Source organism: Clostridium sp. AM33-3 (assembly GCF_003480315.1).
In the GTDB taxonomy this organism is placed as follows: Bacteria; Bacillota; Clostridia; order Lachnospirales; family Lachnospiraceae; genus Brotaphodocola.
In genome coordinates, this window is record NZ_QUIV01000004.1 from 142,482 (window position 1) to 164,110 (window position 21,629).

The window sequence follows — 21,629 nt, forward strand, 5'->3', positions numbered from 1 at the left end:
TTGTTCTGCATGACCGCCCCGGAACTTCTACTTTACTGGCTGTTCTACATTAATAAACATAGCCAGAACGTTGCTGATAAAAAGCCTGTAATCCGGCTTTTATCTGATAGTAGCGTTCTGGCTGCGTTTTCTTTTTATGAAAGAGTTAATATGGGCTGCAGTTACTTTTTTGTAGTGGAGCCAATACAGTAGGAAGTGAATGAGACCGCTTTCCGGGATTTTCAGCATATCAGGTGTTTGTATCTTGAACACACGTGTACGAATGCAACGGATGCAGTCCGATGCAGGCGAACGCGTGTTGTGAGAGCAAGCAAACAACGATATGTGAAAATAGAGGAAAGCGGTCTTATTCTCTTCTGGACTTTTATTCGTTCTTTCCTATAATTGCAATTTGTGTTGTTTTGTGCTTTGCTCCTCAATGCGCTTCCGGATCTGGAGCATGTGCTGGTCGGTGGCGGCGATGACTTCGGCGCACTGGCGCAGATCCTCACTGATCTCATCGGCAGCGGCTCCGATATCCTTTTTGTATTTTAACTGATGATCCAGGCTTGCCCAGAAATCCATGGCGATGGTGCGGATCTGGACCTCCACCCGCAGATTCTTTTTCTCCTCGGAGAAGAAAACCGGAATCTCAATGATGAGATGGTAGCTGCGATAGCCGTTGGGCTTTGGGTTCTTGATATAGTCCTTAATGGCAATGACGGTGATGTCATCCTGGCTGACCAGCATGTTTGCAACGGAATAGATGTCATCGACGAAGGAGCAGATGACGCGGATACCGGCTACATCGTCCAGATTGTTCACCATGGATTCCAGAGTGACCGGAAGGTTTCTCCGCTGCAGCTTTTCCACGATGCTGATGGGTTTTTTGACACGGGATTTGATCATCTCGATGGGATTTCTCTGGTTTTTTATGGAGAGCTCGTCATTTAAAACTTCCAGCTTGGTTTTTACCTCGCGGATGGCGCAGGTGTACATCATCATGGCCTGCTGGAATTCTCTGGCCTGGCTGATGAGGGCGTCCGGAACCTGAACAAGATTCGGGACATTGACAGCGGACTGGACCAGCTCACTGTTTGGGTTCATATTCATATTCATTTTGTAGATACCTCGTTGCTTTTGTGCGATATTTCTGAAAACAGTGGAATATTGTAAGATTATTAACTATATTATAACAGATTTTGATGCTCACACAAGGTATATTTTTGAAGTCACATGATACAGGCTGCATGATACAGGATATTTTTGTATACAAGGGTTTTGTTTTCCTGAAAAATGTGGTATGCTTACATGTATGAAATGTATTAGAAACTGGAGGAATTTACATGAGCGAAAATTGTACCCATAACTGCAGTACCTGTGGCGAATCCTGCAGCAGCCGCACAGCAGAGCAGACAAGCTTTTTAGAGCCGTTAAACCCGGCAAGCAGTGTGAAGAAGGTAATCGGTGTTGTCAGCGGTAAAGGCGGTGTAGGAAAATCCCTGGTAACTGCCATGATGGCAGTGAAGATGAACAGCAAGGGAAAACACACAGCAATCCTGGATGCAGATATTACCGGTCCGTCTATTCCCAAGGCGTTTGGGCTGAATAACAATATGGTCATGATGACCAAGGACAACCTGATGATTCCGGCAACTTCTGCGCTGGGTATCGACATTATGTCTGCCAACCTCTTATTGGACAATGATACCGATCCGGTCATCTGGAGAGGTCCGGTCATTGCAGGCGCAGTGAAGCAGTTCTGGAATGAGACTCTCTGGGAAGACGTAGACTATATGTTTGTGGATATGCCGCCGGGAACCGGTGACGTTCCGTTAACCGTATTCCAGTCCCTTCCGGTGAATGGCATCATCATCGTGACCTCTCCGCAGGAGCTGGTTTCCATGATCGTGGCAAAGGCCGTGAAGATGGCACAGAAGATGAACATTCCGATCATCGGTCTGGTAGAGAACATGAGCTACCTGGAGTGCCCGGACTGCGGCAAGAAGATTTCTGTATTTGGTGAAAGCCATATTGATGAAATTGCCAGGGAGTACAACATTCCGGTGCTGGCAAAACTCCCGATCGACCCGAAGGTTGCCGAGCATGTGGACAACGGCACCATCGAGTATCTGGAGAGAGACTGGTTTGATCTGGCTGCAGAAAAGGCCATGGAGCTGTAAGTTGTTCTTCATTTAATAGAAGTAGTAGGACAGGGTTTTCGTGACAGAGAACCCTGTTTTTTTGTACAGTGCAATGGCGGCGGCATTATCTCCGGATACCTGGAGGACAGCCTTCTGAAAGCCTTCTTTGGAAAGAGCCGGGAGGAGCAACAGGAGAAAAGCTGTTCCATATCCCCGGTTGCGGTATTCCGGGACAATTTCCACATGGTGCAGGCAGACCGTGTCGGCACTGACTGGTTCAGCTGAGGCAAAGCCGCAGAGGACACCGGAACAGGAAAGGGCATATTCCGTGCCGGAAGTCCGGGTAATGGAAAATGGATGGTGGTTGCGGAGACCGTTGCTGGCAGTATTGTGGGGATAACTGCTCAGGCTGCATTCCATGATGTGTTCTTCCGCACCCTTCTCTGCATCCAGGGCCTCCAGCGTTTTTAAGGTATCCGGACAATTTTCTGAGACGGCAAACAGCAGGTCGGTATCCGGATGCCGGGAGAGCGCTTCTTCAAGAAGCCTGGTAAAACAGCCCTGCTGCCGATCGTCCGGATGGGTGAAGGCGCTGCATTCCATCAGATCATCCTCGTAGGGAATCAGGGCCAGACAGGCAGCAAGATGTCCGTCTGGAAGATAGGCCAGAAAATGAGCGAGATCTTCTTCCTCTGACGGATAGGACAGGTCAATGCCGTCATGATGGCGGCAAAATGTTGTCAGCTCCGCGATTTCCTGCTGCTGCTTTTGGGTGAGCAAATTGGTTGAGTTAATATAAAGCTTCGGGTACATAGAGACCTCCTGATGAGATTTTTTCTTCTGATCGTCTGTAGCTCCAGTATAGGAAAAAAACATAAAGAATACAAGAATGCGCATTGACTTTTCTGTTTCTGATGGTAGAATACAGTACTGTTTACGAAAATTTATAAGACGGTGACGCAGTGCTGGCATCACCGGAAAGGATGAATCATGAAGTATATCAAAGAATCAGCGATCATCTTTGGCATTACGATGATCGGAGAATTTTTAAATGCAATCCTGCCGCTTCCGGTTCCGGCCGGTGTATATGGACTGTTCCTGCTTCTGATCCTGCTCTGTACAGGACTTCTAAAGCTGGAGGATATTGAGGCAACCGGTAATTTCCTTCTGGATATCATGCCGATCCTGTTCATTCCGGCATCGGTCGGACTGATCGAGAGCTACGATGAAATGAAGGCCATCCTGGTTCCGCTGATCGTGACCTGCCTGGTTTCTACACTGGTGGTCATGGGTGTGACCGGAAAGGTGACTGAGCTGATGGTTGCTGTCCTGAAAAAGAAAGACGCGAAAGGTGCGGGAGAGGAGGAAACAGTATGAGCTTTTTACAGGAATCTCTTTATTTTGGCTTTGTGATCAGCCTGGCTGCATATCTGACAGGGGTATGGATCAAAAAGAAGGTGGGATGGGCTATATTAAACCCGCTTCTGGTTTCTGTGGTCATTGTGATCGCGGTGCTGAAGCTTTTGCATGTGGATTATGCTTCCTATAATAACAGTGCAAAATACATCAGCTATCTGCTGACACCGTCCACTGTCTGTCTGGCCATTCCCCTGTACAAACAGCTGGAACTGTTAAAAAAGAATTTCCTTTCTGTGATCGTGGCCATTACATCGGGTGTGGCAGCCAGCGCAGGCAGCATTTTTCTCCTGTGTACGTTGTTTGGCGTAGAACACATCCACTATGTTTCCTTCCTTCCGAAGTCCATTACCACGGCAATCGGCATGGGCGTAAGTGAAGAGGCCGGTGGTATTGTGACTATCACAGTAGTCTGCATTATCATTACGGGCATTTTCGGAAATATCATCGCAGATCTGCTCTTTCAGATTCTGAAAATCCGTGAGCCGATCGCCCGGGGTCTGGCACTGGGAACCTCCGCTCACGCGATCGGAACAGCCAAGGCTTTGGAGCTTGGCGAGGTCGAGGGAGCAATGAGCAGTCTTTCCATTGCTGTGGCAGGTCTCATGACAGTCATTGTGGTGCCGCTGGTTTCCGGACTGATCTGACATGGTAAAAAATGCTGGACAGAAAAATAAAATCCCGATATAATGAGCGTTGTATCGTCCATAAAGCAGAGTATCATACAGCTTTTGACATCTGAGTGGTTTTAGATGCCGAAAGCTGTTTTTTTAGCTCAGAAATTTGAGTGATAGTGTCTGTACGACCGGAAGACAAAGAAAGGGATCGGTTCTATGTATAAAAGAAAAAAGAAAATGAAAGAATTTGGAGGAAGGCCGGCCGGACATAAAAAAGCGGCATGGCTGCTTGTGGCATGCCTTCTTGCGCTGCTTGTGGCGGGAGCCTTGCAGAGCTGCAGACGGAAGGATGGTCTGACACCGGAAAAGAAAACTGCGGTTGTGAAAATCGGATTCGATTCGTTTGAACCATATTCCAGTGTGGATGAAAACGGAAATTATGTCGGGATCGATATCGAACTTGCAACGGAGGCATTCAACCGCATGGGATATCAGGCAGAGTTTCAGATGATTCCGTGGGAAGAGAAGGCACGGCTTCTGGCAGACGGAAGCCTGGACTGTCTGTGGAGCTGCTTTACCATGAACGGACGCGAGAACGACTATGAGTGGGCGGGACCTTATCTGTACAGTCGTCAGGTGGTAGCCGTGCGCTCGGACAGCCAGATCTATGCCCTGAAGGATCTGGAGGGAAAACGCGCGGCAGCACAGGCTACCACTAAGGCATCTGGAGTGTTTTTACATGAAATCGATTCCCCAGTCCCGCGGCTGAAACAGGTGAACTGTTTCTCTACCACGGAGGAATTGTTTGCGGCACTTCGAAAGGGATATGTCGATGCGATCGCCGGTCATGAGGCAATGATCACGGCATTTGTAAAGGGAGGAAACGGTAATTACCGTCTGCTGGAGGAAAGTCCGTATGTTTCCGAACTGGGCGTGGCTTTTGAAAAAGGAACACACCAGGACCTGGCAGAAAGACTCACAGAGACCTTAAGAGCAATGGAAGCAGACGGGACCATTACCAGGATCGTGGAAAAATATGGACTGGATGCAGCGAAAGTAGTCTGGAAAGGAGCACGGAAATGAGAAAACTGAAAATAACAGGAGTCTTAAGAGCTGTGTTCCTGGTACTGACTGTGACCGGAATCCTGCTGTTTTTCCTGCTTACTGCCATGGACAGGAGAAAGCTGCAGCGGACCATCGATGATACCATTGCGTTTGCCAGAGCCAGGATCCAGCGCTATGAGGACTTTAATACCAATGACAGGGTAAAAAGCCTGATCCGCCTGCTTGACAAATCCACAGAGCTGAGCCGCGTGATCGCGGCAGAGGGAATTATGGATCAGGAAAAGCTGGACCGGTATGTGGTGGACCAGCGTCTGAGCGGTGTGCTGATTTTGGATGAAAACATGAGCGTTGTGCTGCAGAATTCCCAGGATGGAGATACCATGCCGGTCTGGGAAAATCAGATCAACGGGGCGTATGTGCGTGATATCTTAAAGCATCCGGAGGAGACCTACAGCACACGTCTGAGCAATGAGGGCATACTTTATGATTTCGCTGCCGTAGCCAGACAGGATGCGCCGGGACTGCTCATCACTTACATAAAGAAAGAAGAAATCAGTCAGGAAAACGGGGATCTGACGATGGATACCCTGTTTGCAGGCTTTCATTTTCAGATGGACGGAGCTCTTGTAGTCAGTGACGGGACAAAGGTCGTGGCTACAAACGTGGAGAAGCTTTGGGGAAAGCAGGTAAGCGAATGCAGAGAGCTTTACAGGGAGCAGTACTGGCCGGATTTCGGCAATATCGTCTGTTTGCATTCCGGCAGCCGGGTGTGGTACGGAAGCAGGCAGAAAGCAAGTGAATACGAGCTTTCTGTATTCATTCCTTCCAGTCAGGCATTTATGGCGCGCAATGTGGTCTGCGGAATCTACGTGCTGCTTGCGGTTTTGCTTTATGTGTTTTTTGTCCTCTGTAAAAATCATACAGAGAAGGAAAATCTGGAACGAGAACACAAGCGTCTGCAGATCATTGATGCCCTGGGACTGGCATATTCCTCCATTTCCCTGGTGGACCTGGAGACAGAGACCGTTGAGGTGTTGAAGGGTACAGAACAGGTAAATGAGCTCATTGCGGAGCCATACCGCAAAGCTTACATGGAATTTACGGATATGGCTACAGTTGCAGCGCGACTGGATGGTCATGCTTCGCTGTCCTTTACGGCCCAGACGGAAAAAGGAGCCTGGCTGTTAACCCTGATCGTTCCTCAAAAACGGGACAGACAGGGGCAGATCACGGCGGTTCTGGTCGCAGTGCGCGATGTGACGGAGGAGCAGGAAAAAGCCAGAGAGCAAGATCAGGTGCTACGCAGCGCCCTGGCGGCAGCTGAGCATGCGAACCGCGCGAAGACGGTATTCCTGAACAATATGTCCCACGATATCCGCACACCGATGAATGCCATCATCGGATTTACGGCATTGGCGGCAGCACACATCAATAACACGGCGCAGGTACAGGATTACTTAAAGAAGATCAGTACCTCTGGAAAGCATCTGTTAAGCCTTATCAATGATGTACTGGATATGAGCCGAATCGAGAGCGGAAGCGTGAAGATCGAACAGACAGAGGTTCATCTTCCGGATGTTCTCCATGACCTGCGTTCTATCATCCAGGGCAGTATTCACGCAAAACAGCTGGAGCTTTACATCGATATCCAGGATGTGATCCACGAGGATATCATCACCGACAGGCTGCGTCTGAATCAGGTGCTGTTAAATATTGTCGGAAACGCGATCAAATTTACACCGACCGGCGGGATCATCAATATCCGCGTCAGCGAAAAGCCGGGGCCGAAAGCAGAAACGGCAACCTATGAGTTTTCCATCCGGGATAACGGAATCGGTATGTCCAAGGAATTCCAGGAGCACATTTTTGATTCCTTCTCAAGGGAACGGACAGCCACGGAAAGCGGCATCCAGGGCACCGGTCTCGGTATGGCCATTGCCCGGAATATCGTTCATCTTCTGGGTGGTACGATCACGCTGAAAAGTGCTCCGGGAAAGGGGTCGGAGTTTACTGTGACACTGGAGTGCAGACTATCCGGAAGGCCGGTGCGCTGTGAACTGCTCCCGGAGCTGAAGGGCGCGCGGGTCCTGGTGGTGGATGATGATACAGATACCTGCATGAGCATCAGCAAGATGCTGCGCAGTATTGAGCTAGAGGCAGACTGGACCACGTCCGGCAAGGAAGCCGTCCTGCGTGCGAAAGAGGCATATGAGCAGTCCCGGGCCTTTAAGGTATATATCATTGACTGGCTGATGCCGGACATGAATGGAATTGAAACGGTACGCCGTATCCGCCGCGTGATCGGCAACGAGGCTCCGATCATTATCCTGACGGCTTATGACTGGGCAGATATTGAAACCGAAGCGCGAGAGGCCGGAGTAACCGCCTTTGTCAGCAAACCGCTGTTTTTGTCAGATTTTCGTGCTGTGCTGGCCCCTCAGTCCCGGACAGAAAGAAAACAAGAAAGCGTTCAGAGAAACCGGCGTTTTGCGGGAAAAAGGGTGCTTCTGGTGGAGGATAACGAGCTGAACTGCGAGATTGCTACCGTTATGCTGGAGGAGCTTGGCCTGACCGTAGATTCCGTAGAAGACGGAGCGGACGCAGTGATGCGCATGGAACAGGCGGATGCCGGCCGGTATGACCTGATCTTTATGGACATCCAGATGCCGAGGATGGATGGTTATATGGCAACCCGCGAGATCCGGACCCTGACAGACAGCCGTAAGGCCAACATTCCGATCATAGCCATGACAGCCAACGCGTTTGAGGAAGACAAACAGAAGGCACTTGCGGCCGGAATGAACAGACATATGTCCAAACCGATCGAAGCCGATAAGATTGAGGCCATGCTGGAGCGTATCTTTCCTGCATAAGCAGGCAGAAATCTTGAGGCCAGTCATGTTTTTCGGTTGAAAGGGTTATGCGGATATGGTATATTGAAAGGAAGCAAAAGATTATTGCGCTACGCATACACTTAAGGAGGAAGCCATCCATGATTCAAAAACTGATTGAGAAAATTCAGAAGACAAAGGCACCGATCTGTGTAGGATTGGACCCAATGTTAAATTATATCCCGGAGCACATTTTAAAGAAGTCCTTCGGAGAGTTCGGAGAGACCTTAGAGGGCGCGGCAGATGCCATCTGGAATTTCAACAAGGAGATCGTGGATCACACCTGGGATCTGATTCCGTCCGTGAAGCCGCAGATCGCCATGTATGAGCAGTTCGGTATCGAGGGACTGAAGGCGTATGACAAGACTGTGAAATACTGCCAGGAGAAGGGACTTGTAGTGATCGGCGATGCAAAGCGCGGCGATATCGGTTCCACTTCCGCAGCATACGCAACCGCTCATCTGGGTAAGGTAAAAGTTGGAAACAGTATCTGCTCTGCATTTAATACGGATTTCCTGACCGTAAACCCGTATCTGGGAACCGATGGCGTGAAGCCGTTCGTAGATGTCTGCAACGCAGAGGACAAGGGTATTTTCGTGCTGGTCAAGACCTCAAACCCGTCCAGCGGAGAGTTCCAGGACAGACTGATCGACGGTAAACCGCTTTACGAGCATGTAGCAGCCAAGGTCGTTGAATGGGGCGAGGATTCCATGGACGGCGCGTACAGCAATGTAGGCGCAGTGGTTGGCGCAACCTATCCGGAGATGAGCGCGGTATTGAGAAAGCTCATGCCGAAGACTTATTTCCTGGTACCGGGCTACGGCGCACAGGGAGGCACCGCAAAAGACTTAAAGAACTGCTTCAATGAGGACGGACTCGGCGCAGTCGTAAACTCTTCCCGCGGTATCATTGCGGCATACCGCCAGGAGAAGTACGCAAAGTTTGGTGCAGAGCATTTCGCAGAGGCATCCAGACAGGCTGTCATCGACATGGTAGCTGATATCAACAGCGTACTGTAAGGGAGCAGAGAGAACAGAAAAGAGAGAAGAAAGAGTATGGAAACGATTCAGAAGGAAAAGGTAAAGCTTACGGCAAAGGTGGTCAGCCAGGAAGCTTTGACAGACGATATCTGCAGCATGTGGATCCAGGCAGATGAGATTGCGAAGGCTGCAAAGCCTGGGCAGTTTATTTCTGTATATACGAAGGACAAAAGCAAGGTGCTTCCGCGCCCGATCAGTCTTTGCGAGATAGACAAAGAGCAGGGAAGACTGCGCATCGTATACCGTGTGGTGGGTGCAGGAACAAAAGAGTTTTCCGCATACCAGGCCGGAGATGATATCGAGATCATGGGACCGCTCGGAAACGGCTTCCCGTTAAAGGAAAAGAAAGCTTTCCTTATCGGCGGCGGTATTGGTATCCCGCCGATGCTGGAACTGGCAAAGAACTTAAACTGTGAGAAACAGATGGTTCTGGGCTACCGTGATGTTTTATTCTTAAACGATGAATTTGAGCAGTACGGCAGGGTGTATGCAGCAACCGAGGACGGCAGTGCCGGAACGAAGGGCAACGTCATTGATGCCATCAGGGAAAACGGACTGGATGCCGAGATCATTTATGCCTGCGGACCAACCCCGATGCTGCGTGCTTTAAAGGCTTATGCGGCAGAGCACGGCATGGAGTGCTGGCTTTCCCTGGAAGAAAAGATGGCCTGCGGAATCGGCGCGTGTCTGGCCTGTGTCTGCAAGTCCAAAGACATTGACGAGCATTCTCATGTGCACAATAAGCGTATCTGCAAGGATGGCCCTGTTTTTGCTGCAGAGGAGGTGGAGCTGTAATGAACACAAAAGTGAACCTTGCCGGTGTGGAATTAAAAAATCCGGTCATGACAGCCTCCGGAACCTTCGGAAGTGGTGCCGAGTACAGTGAGTTTGTAGATTTAAACCGTCTTGGCGCAGTTGTGACCAAGGGTGTGGCCAATGTACCGTGGCCGGGTAATCCGACCCCGCGTATCGCGGAAGTGTACGGCGGAATGTTAAATGCCATCGGCCTGCAGAACCCTGGCATTGATGTCTTTGCAAAGCGAGATATCCCGTTTTTAAAGCAGTATGACACAAAGATCATCGTGAACGTCTGCGGCAAGACAACGGAAGATTATATCGAAGTGGTGGAACGTCTGGCAGATGAGCCGGTGGATCTGTTAGAGATCAATATCTCTTGTCCGAACGTCAAAGAGGGAGGTATTGCCTTTGGCCAGGATCCGAAAGCGGTTGAGGCCATCACCCGGGAAGTAAAGAAGCACGCAAAGCAGCCGGTCATCATGAAGCTGAGCCCGAACGTAACGGATATCACTGTCATGGCCAAGGCAGCGGAGGCAGGCGGCGCAGATGTGCTGTCCCTCATCAACACTCTGACCGGAATGAAGATAGACATTAACCGCAGGGCCTTCGCCATTGCAAATAAGACCGGAGGTATGTCCGGACCGGCTGTAAAGCCGGTGGCTGTCCGTATGGTTTATCAGGTGGCAAATGCTGTGAGCCTTCCGATCATCGGTATGGGCGGCATTGCGACTGCGGAGGATGCGCTGGAGTTCATCATGGCAGGTGCAACCGCGGTTTCCGTAGGTACCGCCAACTTCTACAACCCCTATGCGACCGTAGAGATCGCGGAGGGTATTGAAAACTTTATGAAGAAGCAGAAGGTAGAGGATATCCGCGAACTGATCGGATGTGTAAAATAAATGTGGGAACGGTTCTGCCGTAAGTGACAGACCTGGAAGGAGAAATCATGGAAGATTACAAGAAAGAATTTATTGAATTTATGATTGACTGCGAAGTATTGAAATTTGGTGATTTTGTAACCAAATCCGGTCGTAAGACCCCGTTCTTCGTAAACACCGGCTTCTACCGCACCGGCGCGCAGCTGCGCCGCCTCGGTCAGTATTATGCGCGTGCCATCAAAGAGACCTTCGGCACCGATTTCAACGTTCTGTTCGGACCGGCTTACAAGGGCATTCCGTTAACCGTTGCAGCAACCATGTCCATCAGCGAGCTGTACGACGCAGATATCCGTTACTGCTCTAACCGTAAGGAAGTAAAAGATCACGGAGACAAGGGCATCCTGCTGGGCAGCCCGATCAAGGATGGAGATAAAGTAGTCATCATCGAGGATGTAACCACAGCCGGCACCTCTATCGAGGAGACCCTGCCGATCATCAAAGCGCAGGGCGATGTAAACGTGCTTGGTCTGGTTGTTTCCGTAGACCGTATGGAGCGCGGAAAGGGAACCAAATCCGCACTGAAGGAAATTGAGGAGAAATACGGATTCCATACCACAGCCATCGTAACCATGGCAGATGTCGTAGAGCATCTTTACAACAAACCTTACAAAGGAAAAGTCATCATCGATGATACCTTAAAGGCAGCCATTGACGCATACTATGAGCAGTATGGCGCAGAGGAGTAATCAGCAGGTTTTGCAGTGCTGTATCACAGCAGAGTAAGGAGAGCTTTATGGAAAAAGTTTATAAGACCATGCAGCGCACCGGCGCGTGCAGCATCGCAGTTGGTGTCATCATTCTGGTGACCGGTGTGACCGTGGGGATTATGTCCATTGTCTGCGGCGGACTGCTGTTAAAGCGCAAGGGTGAGATTACATTTTAGACTGAAAAAGCGAAAGAGTGCCTGCACTGCGGGCACTCTGAGCAAACGGATTACGAAAAGATACAGGGGGCGGCAGTTTCTGCAACAATTTCGGGCGGAGACTGCCTCTTTGCTTGCAACAGAGTTGTTGCGGGCCGGATTTGATCTTAATTAGCATCTTAGAGGAAAAAGGAGTTTTGTCGGAAAATATGATCAGAAATACGACCAGGAATCAGAAGCTGGGATGGGTGCTTTTTATTGCTTATCTGACCTTGCTGGTTTATTTTATGTTTTTTGCGGAATCCTTTGGACGCAATCCGGATCTGCGGGAGTACTCGTACAATCTGGAACTGTTCAAAGAAATACGGCGTTTTTATAAATATCGAAAACAACTGGGAATGGAAGCATTCCTTTTAAATATTGTTGGTAATGTTGTCGGCTTCATGCCGTGCGGGTTCTTTCTGCCGATCATCAGCCGCAGGAGTAAAAAGTTTTATAACACCTTTTTGTTCAGCTTCTGCCTGAGCCTGTGCATTGAGACGACCCAGCTGGTCTTCCGGGTGGGAAGCTTTGATGTGGATGACCTGTTTTTGAATACATTGGGCGGCGTGTTGGGATTTTGCACCCACCGGATGGTACAGAAAGTTCGGATCAGAAGGAGAAAACGCAAATGAAAAATAAGAAAAAACGCATATCCTATATTCGTAAGCCGATGCCGAAGCAGAGCTTTTTCTGCCTGGGATTTGCTGCAGTAGGGCTTGTATGTTTTGGCTTCAGTCTGAGAAACAGTATTGTGAACCAGGGAAACGGCGGACCGGATGTGGCAGCCTGGGCTCTGACCAGCCTGCTTTTTTCTGTGGAGTCCGTGATCTGTGGTGTGAAAACGCTGAAAATGAAGGAAGTCAATTACATTCTTGCGCGTGCAGGGACGATCGTGAGCGGGATTTTACTGTTCTGCTGGCTGGGCATGCTGGTGATCGGAGTGCTGAGTGTGTTTTAAAGAGGTGATAACATATGGTGAAATATCAGGAATTATGGAATGAGGAAAATACAAATATCAGGGAGCGCTATGATCTGGCCATAGAGCGGATCATGGAGATTCCGTCTGAGGAGCGGGTCGGTGAGCCGTACCGCAGCTATTTTAACCAGATGGCAGCATTTACTTCCCAGATCGAGGAACTGGCAAGAATGCAGCTGCGCGAGGATCTGGATGCACTTACCCTTGAAGAGCTGAAACAGTTAAACCACAGTCTCTATGCTGACATTCTGCCGGAGCATTACGCAGAAAGCTATGCCGATCCGGCGTACGCGGTGCGGATGCTGGGAGCAGAGCTTGGTCCGCTGCTTTCTGCTTTTTATGCACAGTTTCGGGCAGCAATTGTCTTTGCGTACGAGTGCAGGCTGACCGATATTACGATTCTGTGTGAGACACTGATCGAGATTTACAACATGTTTGAGGATGGTGAGCCGCAGGCGCGCTCAGTGCGGGATGTGCTGTACTGGTTCTTCAGCGATTACACCGATGTGACACTGACTTACCGTATCCGGGAGCAGCTGGATCCGGGCTTAAGCTTTGCAAAGGATATCATTCAGGGGGCCGATCTGAATGATCTGCGTTATCTGTACCGGTTTGGTGAGTATATTTCCGAATCGGAGTTACAGATTGCTTCCTACTTAAATTCCCTGCCGGAGGAGACCATTGAGAAAATGGCCTCGACCTATACAGAAGGCTACCGCAAGGGGTTTGAGACGATGGGGCGTGATCTCGCAAAGAAAAAGACGGTGTCCATCCGCTATGAGCTGGGCTTTGAGCGCATGATCCGCTCTGCCATCCGTCAGTTTGAGGAGATGGGACTGGAGGTGATCCTGTACCGCGCGGCAGTCTGGTCTGTGACCATGAGTCCGAACCGCAGGATTGGCTATCACGGAACTTCTGCCAATATGCAGTTTGATTACGACCACCGCTATGATCAGGCCATCTATCTGGATAAGGCATTTAAGGAGCGCAAGCTGGCTGTGCTTCGTACCGCTTACGAGAACTGTAAGAAGCAGGCGGCAGAATATGCCGGACCGGCCGTGGTGGAGACCTTTGGCGAGGATGGTTTTGAGCCGGTGAACAAGCCGGAGGCTTACTCCTTAAGCGAAAAGCAGGAGGAGCTGCAGATCGCCTATTCCAACGAGGCCATGCCGGTAGTGAATCAGTATATTCCCGGAGATGAGACCAGTTTTACCATCATTGCCTTCCCGGTACCGGCCATCGGCAGAGACTTTGCGGAAATCTTCCACGAGACCATCCGTATCAATACGCTGGATTATGAGGAGTACAAAAAAATCCAGCAGAATCTGGTAGATGTGCTGGATCAGGCAGAATATGTAACAGTAACCGGAAACGCAGCGGCAGGCAATGAAACTCAGATGAAGATTTTCCTGCATACGCTGACGGATCCACAAAAGCAGACAAACTTTGAGAACTGCGTGGCAGATGTGAATATTCCGGTGGGAGAGGTATTTACTTCACCGGTGCTTGCCGGAACCGAGGGCCTGCTCCATGTGCGCCAGGTTTACATCGGAGATTTCCAGTTTAAAAACTTCCGCATGGAATTTAAGGATGGCAGGGTCACAGATTATTCCTGTGATAATTTCGCAGATCCGGAGGAAGGACGGAAGCTGATCCGTCAGCAGATCTTAAAAAACCATGACACACTGCCTATGGGCGAATTTGCCATCGGTACCAATACCACGGCTTACGCAGTGGCACAGAAGTATGGCATCATGGATAAATTCCCAATTCTGATCGCAGAGAAGACCGGTCCGCATTTTGCGGTAGGAGATACCTGCTACAGCTGGAGTGAAGACTCTGCCGTATACAATCCGGACGGTAAGGAAATCATTGCAAGAGACAATGAGATTTCTCTCTTAAGAAAGGAGGATGTGTCCAAGGCATACTTCGGATGCCACACCGATATTACCATTCCCTATTCGGAGCTTGGCGATATCACGGCAGTGTGCAGCGACGGACGGAAACTTCCGCTGATCCAAAGCGGACGGTTTGTGGCTGCGGGGACAGAAAAACTGAATGAAGAGCTGGATGGCTGATCTGTAGTGTACGCCTCCGGTTACTGATAACGGTCTGCAAAGCAGAGACGCGGCAGATCCATAAGCTTTGCCGCACCGGCCAGGGAAGTTCCGTAAAACAGGATTTTTGACCGTAGCGGCAGATAGTTTATGATGGTTCCGTTACAGACTGTGCTTCCGGTGCAGAGGATCAGATCTGCCCAGGAACAAAGCTCCTGCTGCACGGCATCGCTGTTTCCATCCTCGATCAGGATCTCATGGCGCGTCTGACCGATATGCTCCGGATTCAGGTCGACTGCGCGCAGCCGGAATGCAGCAGACAGATGCTCAAGAAGCGCCGGCTGGTAACCGATCAGAGCAATCTTCGGATTCTCGTAATGGCTCCTGATGTAATGTAGTGCATCGTCTGCACACAGTTCCGGCGTGTCGTTTTTACAGTGTACGGTACATTCCACAAGGCCGAGATGCTTCATCACTGCATTCAGTGATGCGATAAAGATCCCGCGGTTGTGAGAGCTGTGAATCAGATCCAGTGCACAGATCTCTTCCAGCGTTCCGTGAAATACGGCCGGAGCGTCTGTAAAGGCCTGCCCGAGGCAGCCTGCACATTCTGCCTGCACCATGATATCCTTTCCGGAAAGGATTGGAAAATCTTTTCGTTTCGGAATGCCGATCGCCTCCTCGGGACTCAGCATTTTTGCGGATAGTGATACCTGCTCGCCCAGCAGGCTGTGCTCCTGTAAGAGTGCAAGAAAGCGCTGTTGTAATTCGTGATAAAATGCAGTCTGACTGCTGCAGATGTGTGTTGTCATAAAATTTCTTTTCATCATTCGTAAATCCCCCCTTAAGCGTTATTTCTATTCGAGAATAACGTATTTTCCGAAAAAAGTCAACCAAAGCAGCAGCTTTTATAAGGATTGTTTTATGGTAAATTTCCGTATTGACGTCATTTACAAAATCGAGTATCATATTCATAAGTAACAGCTTTAATACGTGTGGCACTTATTAGAGAAAGTGATAAATAAAGGAGATCTTACAATGGCAAAAGTAGGAATTGTAATGGGCAGTGATTCAGACATGCCGGTTATGGCAAAGGCAGCAGAGATTCTGGATAAATTCGGAATCGATTATGAGATGACAATCATTTCCGCGCACCGCGAGCCGGATATCTTTTTTGAGTGGGCGAAGAGCGCAGAGGAAAAGGAAATCAAGGTGATCATTGCAGGCGCCGGAAAGGCAGCACACCTGCCGGGAATGTGCGCAGCGCTGTTTCCGATGCCGGTTGTAGGCATTCCTATGAAGACCTCTGACCTGGGCGGTGTGGATTCTCTCTATTCCATCGTGCAGATGCCGTCCGGAATTCCGGTTGCAACGGTAGCCATCAACGGCGGTGCCAATGCCGGCATTCTGGCAGCCAAGATCCTTGCAACTTCAGACGCAAAGCTGCTTGCAAAGCTGAAAAGCTACAGTGAAGAAATGAAAAATGATGTGGTGAAGAAGGCAGACAAGCTGGAAAGCATCGGATACAAAGAGTATTTATCCCAGATGAAATAAGATTGATACACGGAGGAAAAAAAGATGGATTACAAGAAAGCCGGAGTAGACATTGAGGCAGGATACAAGTCAGTAGAACTGATGAAGGAACATGTAAAAAAGACCATGCGTGAGGAAGTGTTAGGCGGACTGGGCGGTTTTTCCGGCGCGTTCTCCCTGGCAAAGATCAAAAACATGGAGGAGCCGGTTCTTTTATCCGGTACCGATGGCTGCGGCACGAAGGTAAAGCTGGCCATCATCATGGATAAGCATGACACCATCGGTATTGATGCCGTTGCTATGTGCGTGAACGACATTGCCTGCGCAGGCGGCGAGCCGTTATTCTTCCTGGATTACATCGCTTGCGGCAAGAACTATCCGGAGAAGATCGCGGATATCGTAAAGGGCGTTGCGGAAGGCTGCCTTCAGTCTGAGGCTGCTCTCATTGGCGGAGAGACTGCAGAGCACCCGGGCCTGATGCCGGAGGAAGATTACGACCTGGCTGGATTTGCGGTAGGTGTCTGCGATAAAAAAGAGATGATCACCGGAGAGCATTTACAGGCTGGTGATGTACTCATTGGCATGGCTTCCACCGGTGTACATTCCAACGGATTTTCCCTGGTGCGCAAGGTATTTGAAAAAGAGCTGACCAGAGAAGGTCTGGATACCTATTATGACGCTCTGGGCAAGACCCTGGGAGAGGCGCTTCTGGCTCCGACCCGCATTTATGTGAAGGCATTAAAGAGTATCAAGAACGCAGGTGTGACCGTGAAGGCATGCAGCCATATCACCGGCGGCGGCTTCTATGAGAATGTTCCGCGTATGTTAAAGGAAGGCACCCGCGCAGTGATCAAAAAGGACAGCTATGAGGTACCGGCTATCTTCAAAATGCTGGCAGAGAAAGGCGACATTGCAGAAGAGATGATGTACAATACCTTTAACATGGGTCTTGGCATGATCGTGGCCGTGGACCCGGCTGATGTGGAAAAAACCATGGAAGCGATTAAGGCTACCGGCGATGTGCCGTATGTGATCGGTTCTATTGAGGCAGGGGAAAAGGGAGTGACCTTATGTTAAGAGTCGGTGTGATGGTGTCCGGTGGCGGCACCAACCTGCAGGCAATTCTGGATGCGGTAGATGCGGGCGAGATCACCAATGCCGAAATTGCGGTGGTGATCAGTAACAATCCGGGCGCATATGCCCTGGAGCGGGCAAAAAAACATGGTGTAGAGGCACTGTGCATTTCCCCGAAGGATTATGAGAGCCGCGATGCGTTCAACGAGGCATTTCTGGCAAAGGTGGATGAATATCATTTAGATCTCATCGTGCTGGCTGGTTTTCTGGTAAAGATCCCTGCAGCTATGATTGAGAAATATGAGCATAAGATCATCAATATCCATCCGTCCCTGATCCCGTCCTTCTGCGGCGTGGGTTATTATGGACTGAAGGTGCATGAGGCAGCATTGGCACGCGGCGTGAAGGTAACCGGCGCGACGGTTCATTTTGTGGACAGTGGCATGGATACCGGCCCTATCCTTCTGCAGAAAGCAGTAGAAGTACAGAATGGTGATACTCCGGAGACACTGCAGCGCAGAGTAATGGAGCAGGCAGAGTGGAAGCTGCTTCCGCAGGCCATTGACCTGATCGCGAATGAAAAGATAAAATAAAAAGAACGATAACGGCAGACCGGCGAGATACCGGTCTGTCTGTGGTGTGAGGAGGAATACGCAGATGAAAATTTTGATCGTGGGCGGCGGCGGAAGAGAACACGCTATCGCATGGAAGCTGGCAAAGAGTCCGAAGGTGGAAAAAATGTACTGCACACCAGGCAATGCCGGTATTGCAGAGGTGGCAGAGTGTGTAAACATTGGTGTAATGGAATTTGACAAACTGGTGGCATTCGCAAAAGAGCATGAGATCGACTTAACCGTTGTAGCGCCGGATGATCCGCTGGCAGCAGGCGCTGTGGATGCCTTTGAGGCAGCAGGACTTCGTGCTTTTGGCCCAAGAGCCAATGCGGCAATTCTGGAAGGTTCCAAGGCATTTTCTAAAGACCTGATGAAAAAATACGGCATTCCGACCGCAGCATATGAGACCTTCAACGACCCGGAAAAGGCACTGGCTTATCTGGAAACTGCAAAGATGCCGATCGTATTAAAGGCAGACGGTCTGGCACTGGGCAAGGGCGTTCTGATCTGCAAGGATCTGGAAGAGGCAAAAGCAGGAGTCAAGACCCTGATGATGGACAAGCAGTTCGGTTCTGCCGGGGATGAGATCGTTATCGAGGAATTTATGACCGGACGTGAAGTTTCCGTGTTATCCTTCGTAGACGGAAAGACCATCAAGATCATGACCTCTGCCCAGGATCACAAGCGCGCGAAGGACGGCGACCAGGGACTGAACACCGGCGGTATGGGAACCTTCTCTCCAAGTCCGTTCTATACTCCACAGGTGGATGCATTCTGCAGGGAACACATTTACCAGAAGACTGTAGACGCCATGAAGGCAGAGGGCAGAGAGTTCAAGGGCATCATCTTCTTCGGCCTGATGCTGACTGCAGATGGTCCGAAGGTACTGGAGTACAACGCCAGATTCGGTGACCCGGAGACCCAGGTTGTGCTTCCGCGCATGAAGAACGATCTGGTGGATCTGTTCGAGGCCTGCATCGACGGAACCCTGGATCAGATCGATCTGGAGTTTGAGGACAACGCTGCAGTCTGTGTTGTTCTGGCATCCGCAGGCTATCCGGAGCATTACGAGAAGGGCTTTGAGATCCGTGGCCTGGAGAACTTCAAAGACAGGGACGGCTACTATGTCTTCCATGCAGGCAGCAAATTCGATGAGCAGGGCCGCGTGGTGACAAACGGCGGCCGCGTGCTGGGCGTGACCGCAACCGGCACCAACTTGAAAGAAGCCCGCGCCAATGCATATAAAGCGACAGAGTGGATTGATTTCGATAATAAATATATGCGCCATGATATCGGACACGCGATTGATGAAGCATAAGGGATAAACATTACCAAAAAATAGAAAAACAGAAGCTGTATTTTCAAAATGAGCGAAAATACAGCTTCTGTTTTTTTGACGAAATCAAAACATCTTTTGAAAAAATCCCCAATATTGCATTATGCGGATGTGAAAATTGTGCAAAATTTCAGTTAATAACGTGAATGTTATGTGATGATAAGAAAATAAAAATTGATAAGAAAAAAACAGATGCTTATAATTACGGACAGAGCAAAAGAGAAAGGAGTGTGAGTATATGGATAAGCTGGTGGAATCCCTGATGGAGGAATTAAACTGCAACACGGTATTTACCATTCCTTTGTTTGGCGGTATTCCGGTGCTGGAATCAGTGGTGGTTACCTGGATCATTATGGCCATCATGATGATCGGTTCACTGATCCTGGTGAAAGGCCTGAAGATGAGAAACATCGGGAAGAAGCAGGCAGCTCTGGAAAGCGGTTTTACGTTTCTCTACCGTTTCTTTGGGGATCTTCTCGGCGAAGACGGAAAAGCGTATATTCCGTATCTGATCACAGTAATGCTTTATATCGCGATTGCGAATATGATCGGGCTTCTGGGCTTCAAATCGCCGACGAAGGATCTGAATGTGACGGCTTCCCTTGCAGTGATGAGCATTGTGCTGGTGGAGGCAGCGGGAATCCGGAAACGGGGCATAAAAGGATGGCTCAAAAGCTTTGCGGAGCCGATTCCGATCATTGCGCCGATCAATGTACTGGAGCTGTTTATTCGGCCGCTTTCCCTTTGCATGCGGTTGTTCGGAAACGTGCTTGGTGCCGTTGTTGTCATGGCGCTGATCAAGTATCTGCTTCCGGTGGTGGTTCCGCTTCCGTTCAGCGGATATTTCGATATATTTGATGGAGTGATCCAGGCTTACGTCTTTGTGTTCCTCACATCATTATATATAAAAGAGGCGGTCGAATAAGCATAAAAGCAACGGGCCGCTGGTAAAAAGGTTAAAACGAGAGAGAAAAGGAGAAATGAATTATGTCAGGATTAATCGCAATCGGTGCAGCAGCAGCAGTTATCACAGGTGTCGGAGCAGGAATCGGAATCGGCCTTGCAACCTCTAAGGCTGTAGACGCTATCGCAAGACAGCCGGAGGCAGACGGCAAGATCACCAAGGCGCTTCTTCTTGGCTGTGCGCTGGCAGAGGCTACCGCAATTTACGGCTTTGTAATCGGCCTTCTGATCATTCTCTTCCTGAAATAATCAAAAATTCGGAAGCAGAGAAGGGCAGGTACTATGTTAAACATAAATTTTTGGAATATTGCCTTTACGGTCATCAACCTTCTGGTGCTGTATCTGTTCCTGAAACATTTCCTTATGAAGCCGTTGATGGAGATCATGGAAAAGCGGCAGGCACAGGTGGAAACAGATTTAAATGATGCCGCAAGTGAAAAGCAGGAGGCCATCCGGCTGAAAGAGCAGTATGAAGGCTCCCTGCGGGAAGCAGAGGATCAGGCCGGCCGGATTCTGGAAGATGCGAAGAAGATGGGCAGAACAGAATATGAAAAGATCCTGAGGCAGGCGGATGACGATGCGGCAAAGAAACTGGAGCAGGCTGACCGGATGATCGGTCTGGAGCGCGAAAAGACGTTAAGAGAGCTTCAGGGCCTGACGAAGGAGCTGGCTGCGACTGCGACTGAGAAGCTTTTGAAGGAAAACAGCGGCCAGGAAGCGGACCGGAAACGGTTTGCTGCATTTCTGGCAGATACGGGGGAAAAGTATGACTGAACAGGCAAGACTTTACGGCACCGTGTTGTATGAGCTGAAGCTTCCGGAGACTATGATCCGGACCTGTGAATGCATTCTGAGGGAAAATCCGCAGCTTGCGCAGGTTCTGGAAAGTCCGGTGATCCGGCAGAGCAGGAAGGAAACCATCATTGACCGGGTGTTTGAGAACCCGGACTTTTCCCGGATCATGCGGAATTTTCTAAAGAAAGTCTGTGAGGCCGGATGCATGGACCAGATGGAGAGTATGGTCCGGATCCGGGATGAAAAGAGCCGCGAGGCGGCAGGGATTCTTTCCGCGAAGCTTCGCTATGTGACAGAACCGGATGCGGCAGAAGTCAAGGCCATGAAGGAGCTTCTGTGCAAAACATACGGAAAGAACAGCGTGGAGCTGTCCATGCAGGAGGATCCGGAGCTGATCGGCGGTTTTGTGCTGCAGACCGGTGATGTGGAATATGACTACAGTCTGAGCGGACAGCTCAGACGGATGTTCGAAGGAAATAGATAGGAGAC

General features: G+C 49.8%; 24 protein-coding genes. 21 read left to right on the plus strand and 3 right to left on the minus strand.

The genetic code is table 11. The annotated features are described in order from the left end of the window. Positions 1-378: 378 nt before the first annotated feature. Positions 379-1,098 carry a GTP pyrophosphokinase family protein gene (locus tag DW819_RS03815; protein ID WP_118732146.1) on the minus strand — a complete coding sequence of 240 codons (720 nt, stop codon included), beginning with the start codon at positions 1,096-1,098 and terminating at the stop codon, positions 379-381. Between the two features lie 227 nt (positions 1,099-1,325). Between DW819_RS03815 and DW819_RS03820 the strand changes: the two genes are divergently transcribed. Next, positions 1,326-2,162 carry an Mrp/NBP35 family ATP-binding protein gene (locus DW819_RS03820; protein WP_118732147.1) on the plus strand — a complete coding sequence of 279 codons (837 nt, stop codon included), beginning with the start codon at positions 1,326-1,328 and terminating at the stop codon, positions 2,160-2,162. 12 nt (positions 2,163-2,174) lie between these two features. Here DW819_RS03820 and DW819_RS03825 read toward each other — a convergent pair whose 3' ends face one another. Then, a complete protein-coding gene (locus DW819_RS03825; protein ID WP_182432558.1) occupies positions 2,175-2,936 on the minus strand; it encodes a GNAT family N-acetyltransferase in 762 nt (253 codons plus the stop codon). Positions 2,937-3,113: 177 nt separating this feature from the next. Here DW819_RS03825 and DW819_RS03830 point away from each other — a divergent pair, with 177 nt between their 5' ends. From DW819_RS03830 to DW819_RS03880, 12 genes are all read left to right on the plus strand, one after another. Continuing rightward, the gene (locus tag DW819_RS03830; RefSeq protein ID WP_118732149.1) at positions 3,114-3,500 is read left to right on the plus strand and encodes a CidA/LrgA family protein; all 387 of its coding nucleotides are present in this window, start codon (positions 3,114-3,116) and stop codon (positions 3,498-3,500) included. Continuing rightward, complete coding sequence (locus tag DW819_RS03835) at positions 3,497-4,186, plus strand: LrgB family protein (RefSeq protein WP_118732150.1); 690 nt, start codon at positions 3,497-3,499, stop codon at positions 4,184-4,186. The genes DW819_RS03830 and DW819_RS03835 overlap by 4 nt, the downstream gene beginning before the upstream one ends. A 186-nt stretch (positions 4,187-4,372) precedes the next feature. Further along, positions 4,373-5,239, plus strand: coding sequence for a transporter substrate-binding domain-containing protein (locus DW819_RS03840; RefSeq protein ID WP_243025545.1), 867 nt, complete (start codon positions 4,373-4,375; stop codon positions 5,237-5,239). Continuing rightward, positions 5,236-8,094 carry a response regulator gene (locus DW819_RS03845; protein WP_118732151.1) on the plus strand — a complete coding sequence of 953 codons (2,859 nt, stop codon included), beginning with the start codon at positions 5,236-5,238 and terminating at the stop codon, positions 8,092-8,094. Before DW819_RS03840 ends, DW819_RS03845 begins: the two co-directional genes overlap by 4 nt. 119 nt (positions 8,095-8,213) lie before the next feature. Further along, the gene (pyrF, locus tag DW819_RS03850; protein WP_118732152.1) at positions 8,214-9,131 is read left to right on the plus strand and encodes an orotidine-5'-phosphate decarboxylase; all 918 of its coding nucleotides are present in this window, start codon (positions 8,214-8,216) and stop codon (positions 9,129-9,131) included. Positions 9,132-9,167: 36 nt separating this feature from the next. After that, on the plus strand, positions 9,168-9,947 hold the full coding sequence (locus DW819_RS03855) for a dihydroorotate dehydrogenase electron transfer subunit (protein WP_118732153.1): 780 nt from the start codon (positions 9,168-9,170) through the stop codon (positions 9,945-9,947). Next, positions 9,947-10,849: a dihydroorotate dehydrogenase gene (locus DW819_RS03860; RefSeq protein WP_118732154.1), complete on the plus strand. Its 903-nt coding sequence runs from the start codon at positions 9,947-9,949 to the stop codon at positions 10,847-10,849. Before DW819_RS03855 ends, DW819_RS03860 begins: the two co-directional genes overlap by 1 nt. Positions 10,850-10,896: 47 nt before the next feature. Next, entirely contained in the window at positions 10,897-11,574 is a 678-nt protein-coding gene (pyrE, locus tag DW819_RS03865) for an orotate phosphoribosyltransferase (RefSeq protein WP_118732155.1), read from the plus strand. 47 nt (positions 11,575-11,621) lie between these two features. Continuing rightward, complete coding sequence (locus DW819_RS15570; protein WP_177303440.1) at positions 11,622-11,771, plus strand: hypothetical protein; 150 nt, start codon at positions 11,622-11,624, stop codon at positions 11,769-11,771. Between the two features lie 188 nt (positions 11,772-11,959). Beyond that, positions 11,960-12,424 carry a VanZ family protein gene (locus DW819_RS03870; protein ID WP_118732177.1) on the plus strand — a complete coding sequence of 155 codons (465 nt, stop codon included), beginning with the start codon at positions 11,960-11,962 and terminating at the stop codon, positions 12,422-12,424. Continuing rightward, entirely contained in the window at positions 12,421-12,750 is a 330-nt protein-coding gene (locus tag DW819_RS03875) for a calcium:proton exchanger (protein WP_118732156.1), read from the plus strand. The genes DW819_RS03870 and DW819_RS03875 overlap by 4 nt, the downstream gene beginning before the upstream one ends. A 14-nt stretch (positions 12,751-12,764) precedes the next feature. Beyond that, the gene (locus DW819_RS03880; protein WP_118732157.1) at positions 12,765-14,846 is read left to right on the plus strand and encodes an aminopeptidase; all 2,082 of its coding nucleotides are present in this window, start codon (positions 12,765-12,767) and stop codon (positions 14,844-14,846) included. 20 nt (positions 14,847-14,866) lie between these two features. Here the strand turns inward: DW819_RS03880 and DW819_RS03885 are convergent, their stop codons facing one another. Further along, the gene (locus tag DW819_RS03885) at positions 14,867-15,655 is read right to left on the minus strand and encodes a DUF364 domain-containing protein (RefSeq protein ID WP_347560158.1); all 789 of its coding nucleotides are present in this window, start codon (positions 15,653-15,655) and stop codon (positions 14,867-14,869) included. 208 nt (positions 15,656-15,863) lie between these two features. Between DW819_RS03885 and purE the strand changes: the two genes are divergently transcribed. From purE to atpH, 8 genes are all read left to right on the plus strand, one after another. Continuing rightward, a complete protein-coding gene (gene purE / locus DW819_RS03890) occupies positions 15,864-16,379 on the plus strand; it encodes a 5-(carboxyamino)imidazole ribonucleotide mutase (RefSeq protein ID WP_118732158.1) in 516 nt (171 codons plus the stop codon). A gap of 24 nt (positions 16,380-16,403) precedes the next feature. Next, positions 16,404-17,435: a phosphoribosylformylglycinamidine cyclo-ligase gene (purM, locus tag DW819_RS03895; protein ID WP_118534387.1), complete on the plus strand. Its 1,032-nt coding sequence runs from the start codon at positions 16,404-16,406 to the stop codon at positions 17,433-17,435. After that, complete coding sequence (gene purN / locus DW819_RS03900) at positions 17,429-18,025, plus strand: phosphoribosylglycinamide formyltransferase (RefSeq protein WP_118534386.1); 597 nt, start codon at positions 17,429-17,431, stop codon at positions 18,023-18,025. Before purM ends, purN begins: the two co-directional genes overlap by 7 nt. Before the next feature lie 64 nt (positions 18,026-18,089). Further along, a complete protein-coding gene (gene purD / locus DW819_RS03905) occupies positions 18,090-19,364 on the plus strand; it encodes a phosphoribosylamine--glycine ligase (RefSeq protein WP_118732159.1) in 1,275 nt (424 codons plus the stop codon). Positions 19,365-19,620: 256 nt separating this feature from the next. Then, complete coding sequence (locus tag DW819_RS03910) at positions 19,621-20,307, plus strand: F0F1 ATP synthase subunit A (protein WP_118732160.1); 687 nt, start codon at positions 19,621-19,623, stop codon at positions 20,305-20,307. Between the two features lie 62 nt (positions 20,308-20,369). Then, complete coding sequence (atpE, locus tag DW819_RS03915; protein ID WP_118534383.1) at positions 20,370-20,594, plus strand: ATP synthase F0 subunit C; 225 nt, start codon at positions 20,370-20,372, stop codon at positions 20,592-20,594. Positions 20,595-20,627: 33 nt separating this feature from the next. Then, positions 20,628-21,119 (plus strand): F0F1 ATP synthase subunit B, encoded by a 492-nt coding sequence (atpF, locus tag DW819_RS03920; RefSeq protein WP_118534382.1) that lies wholly within the window; start codon positions 20,628-20,630, stop codon positions 21,117-21,119. Then, the gene (atpH, locus tag DW819_RS03925; protein WP_118732161.1) at positions 21,112-21,624 is read left to right on the plus strand and encodes an ATP synthase F1 subunit delta; all 513 of its coding nucleotides are present in this window, start codon (positions 21,112-21,114) and stop codon (positions 21,622-21,624) included. Before atpF ends, atpH begins: the two co-directional genes overlap by 8 nt. Positions 21,625-21,629: the final 5 nt, after the last annotated feature.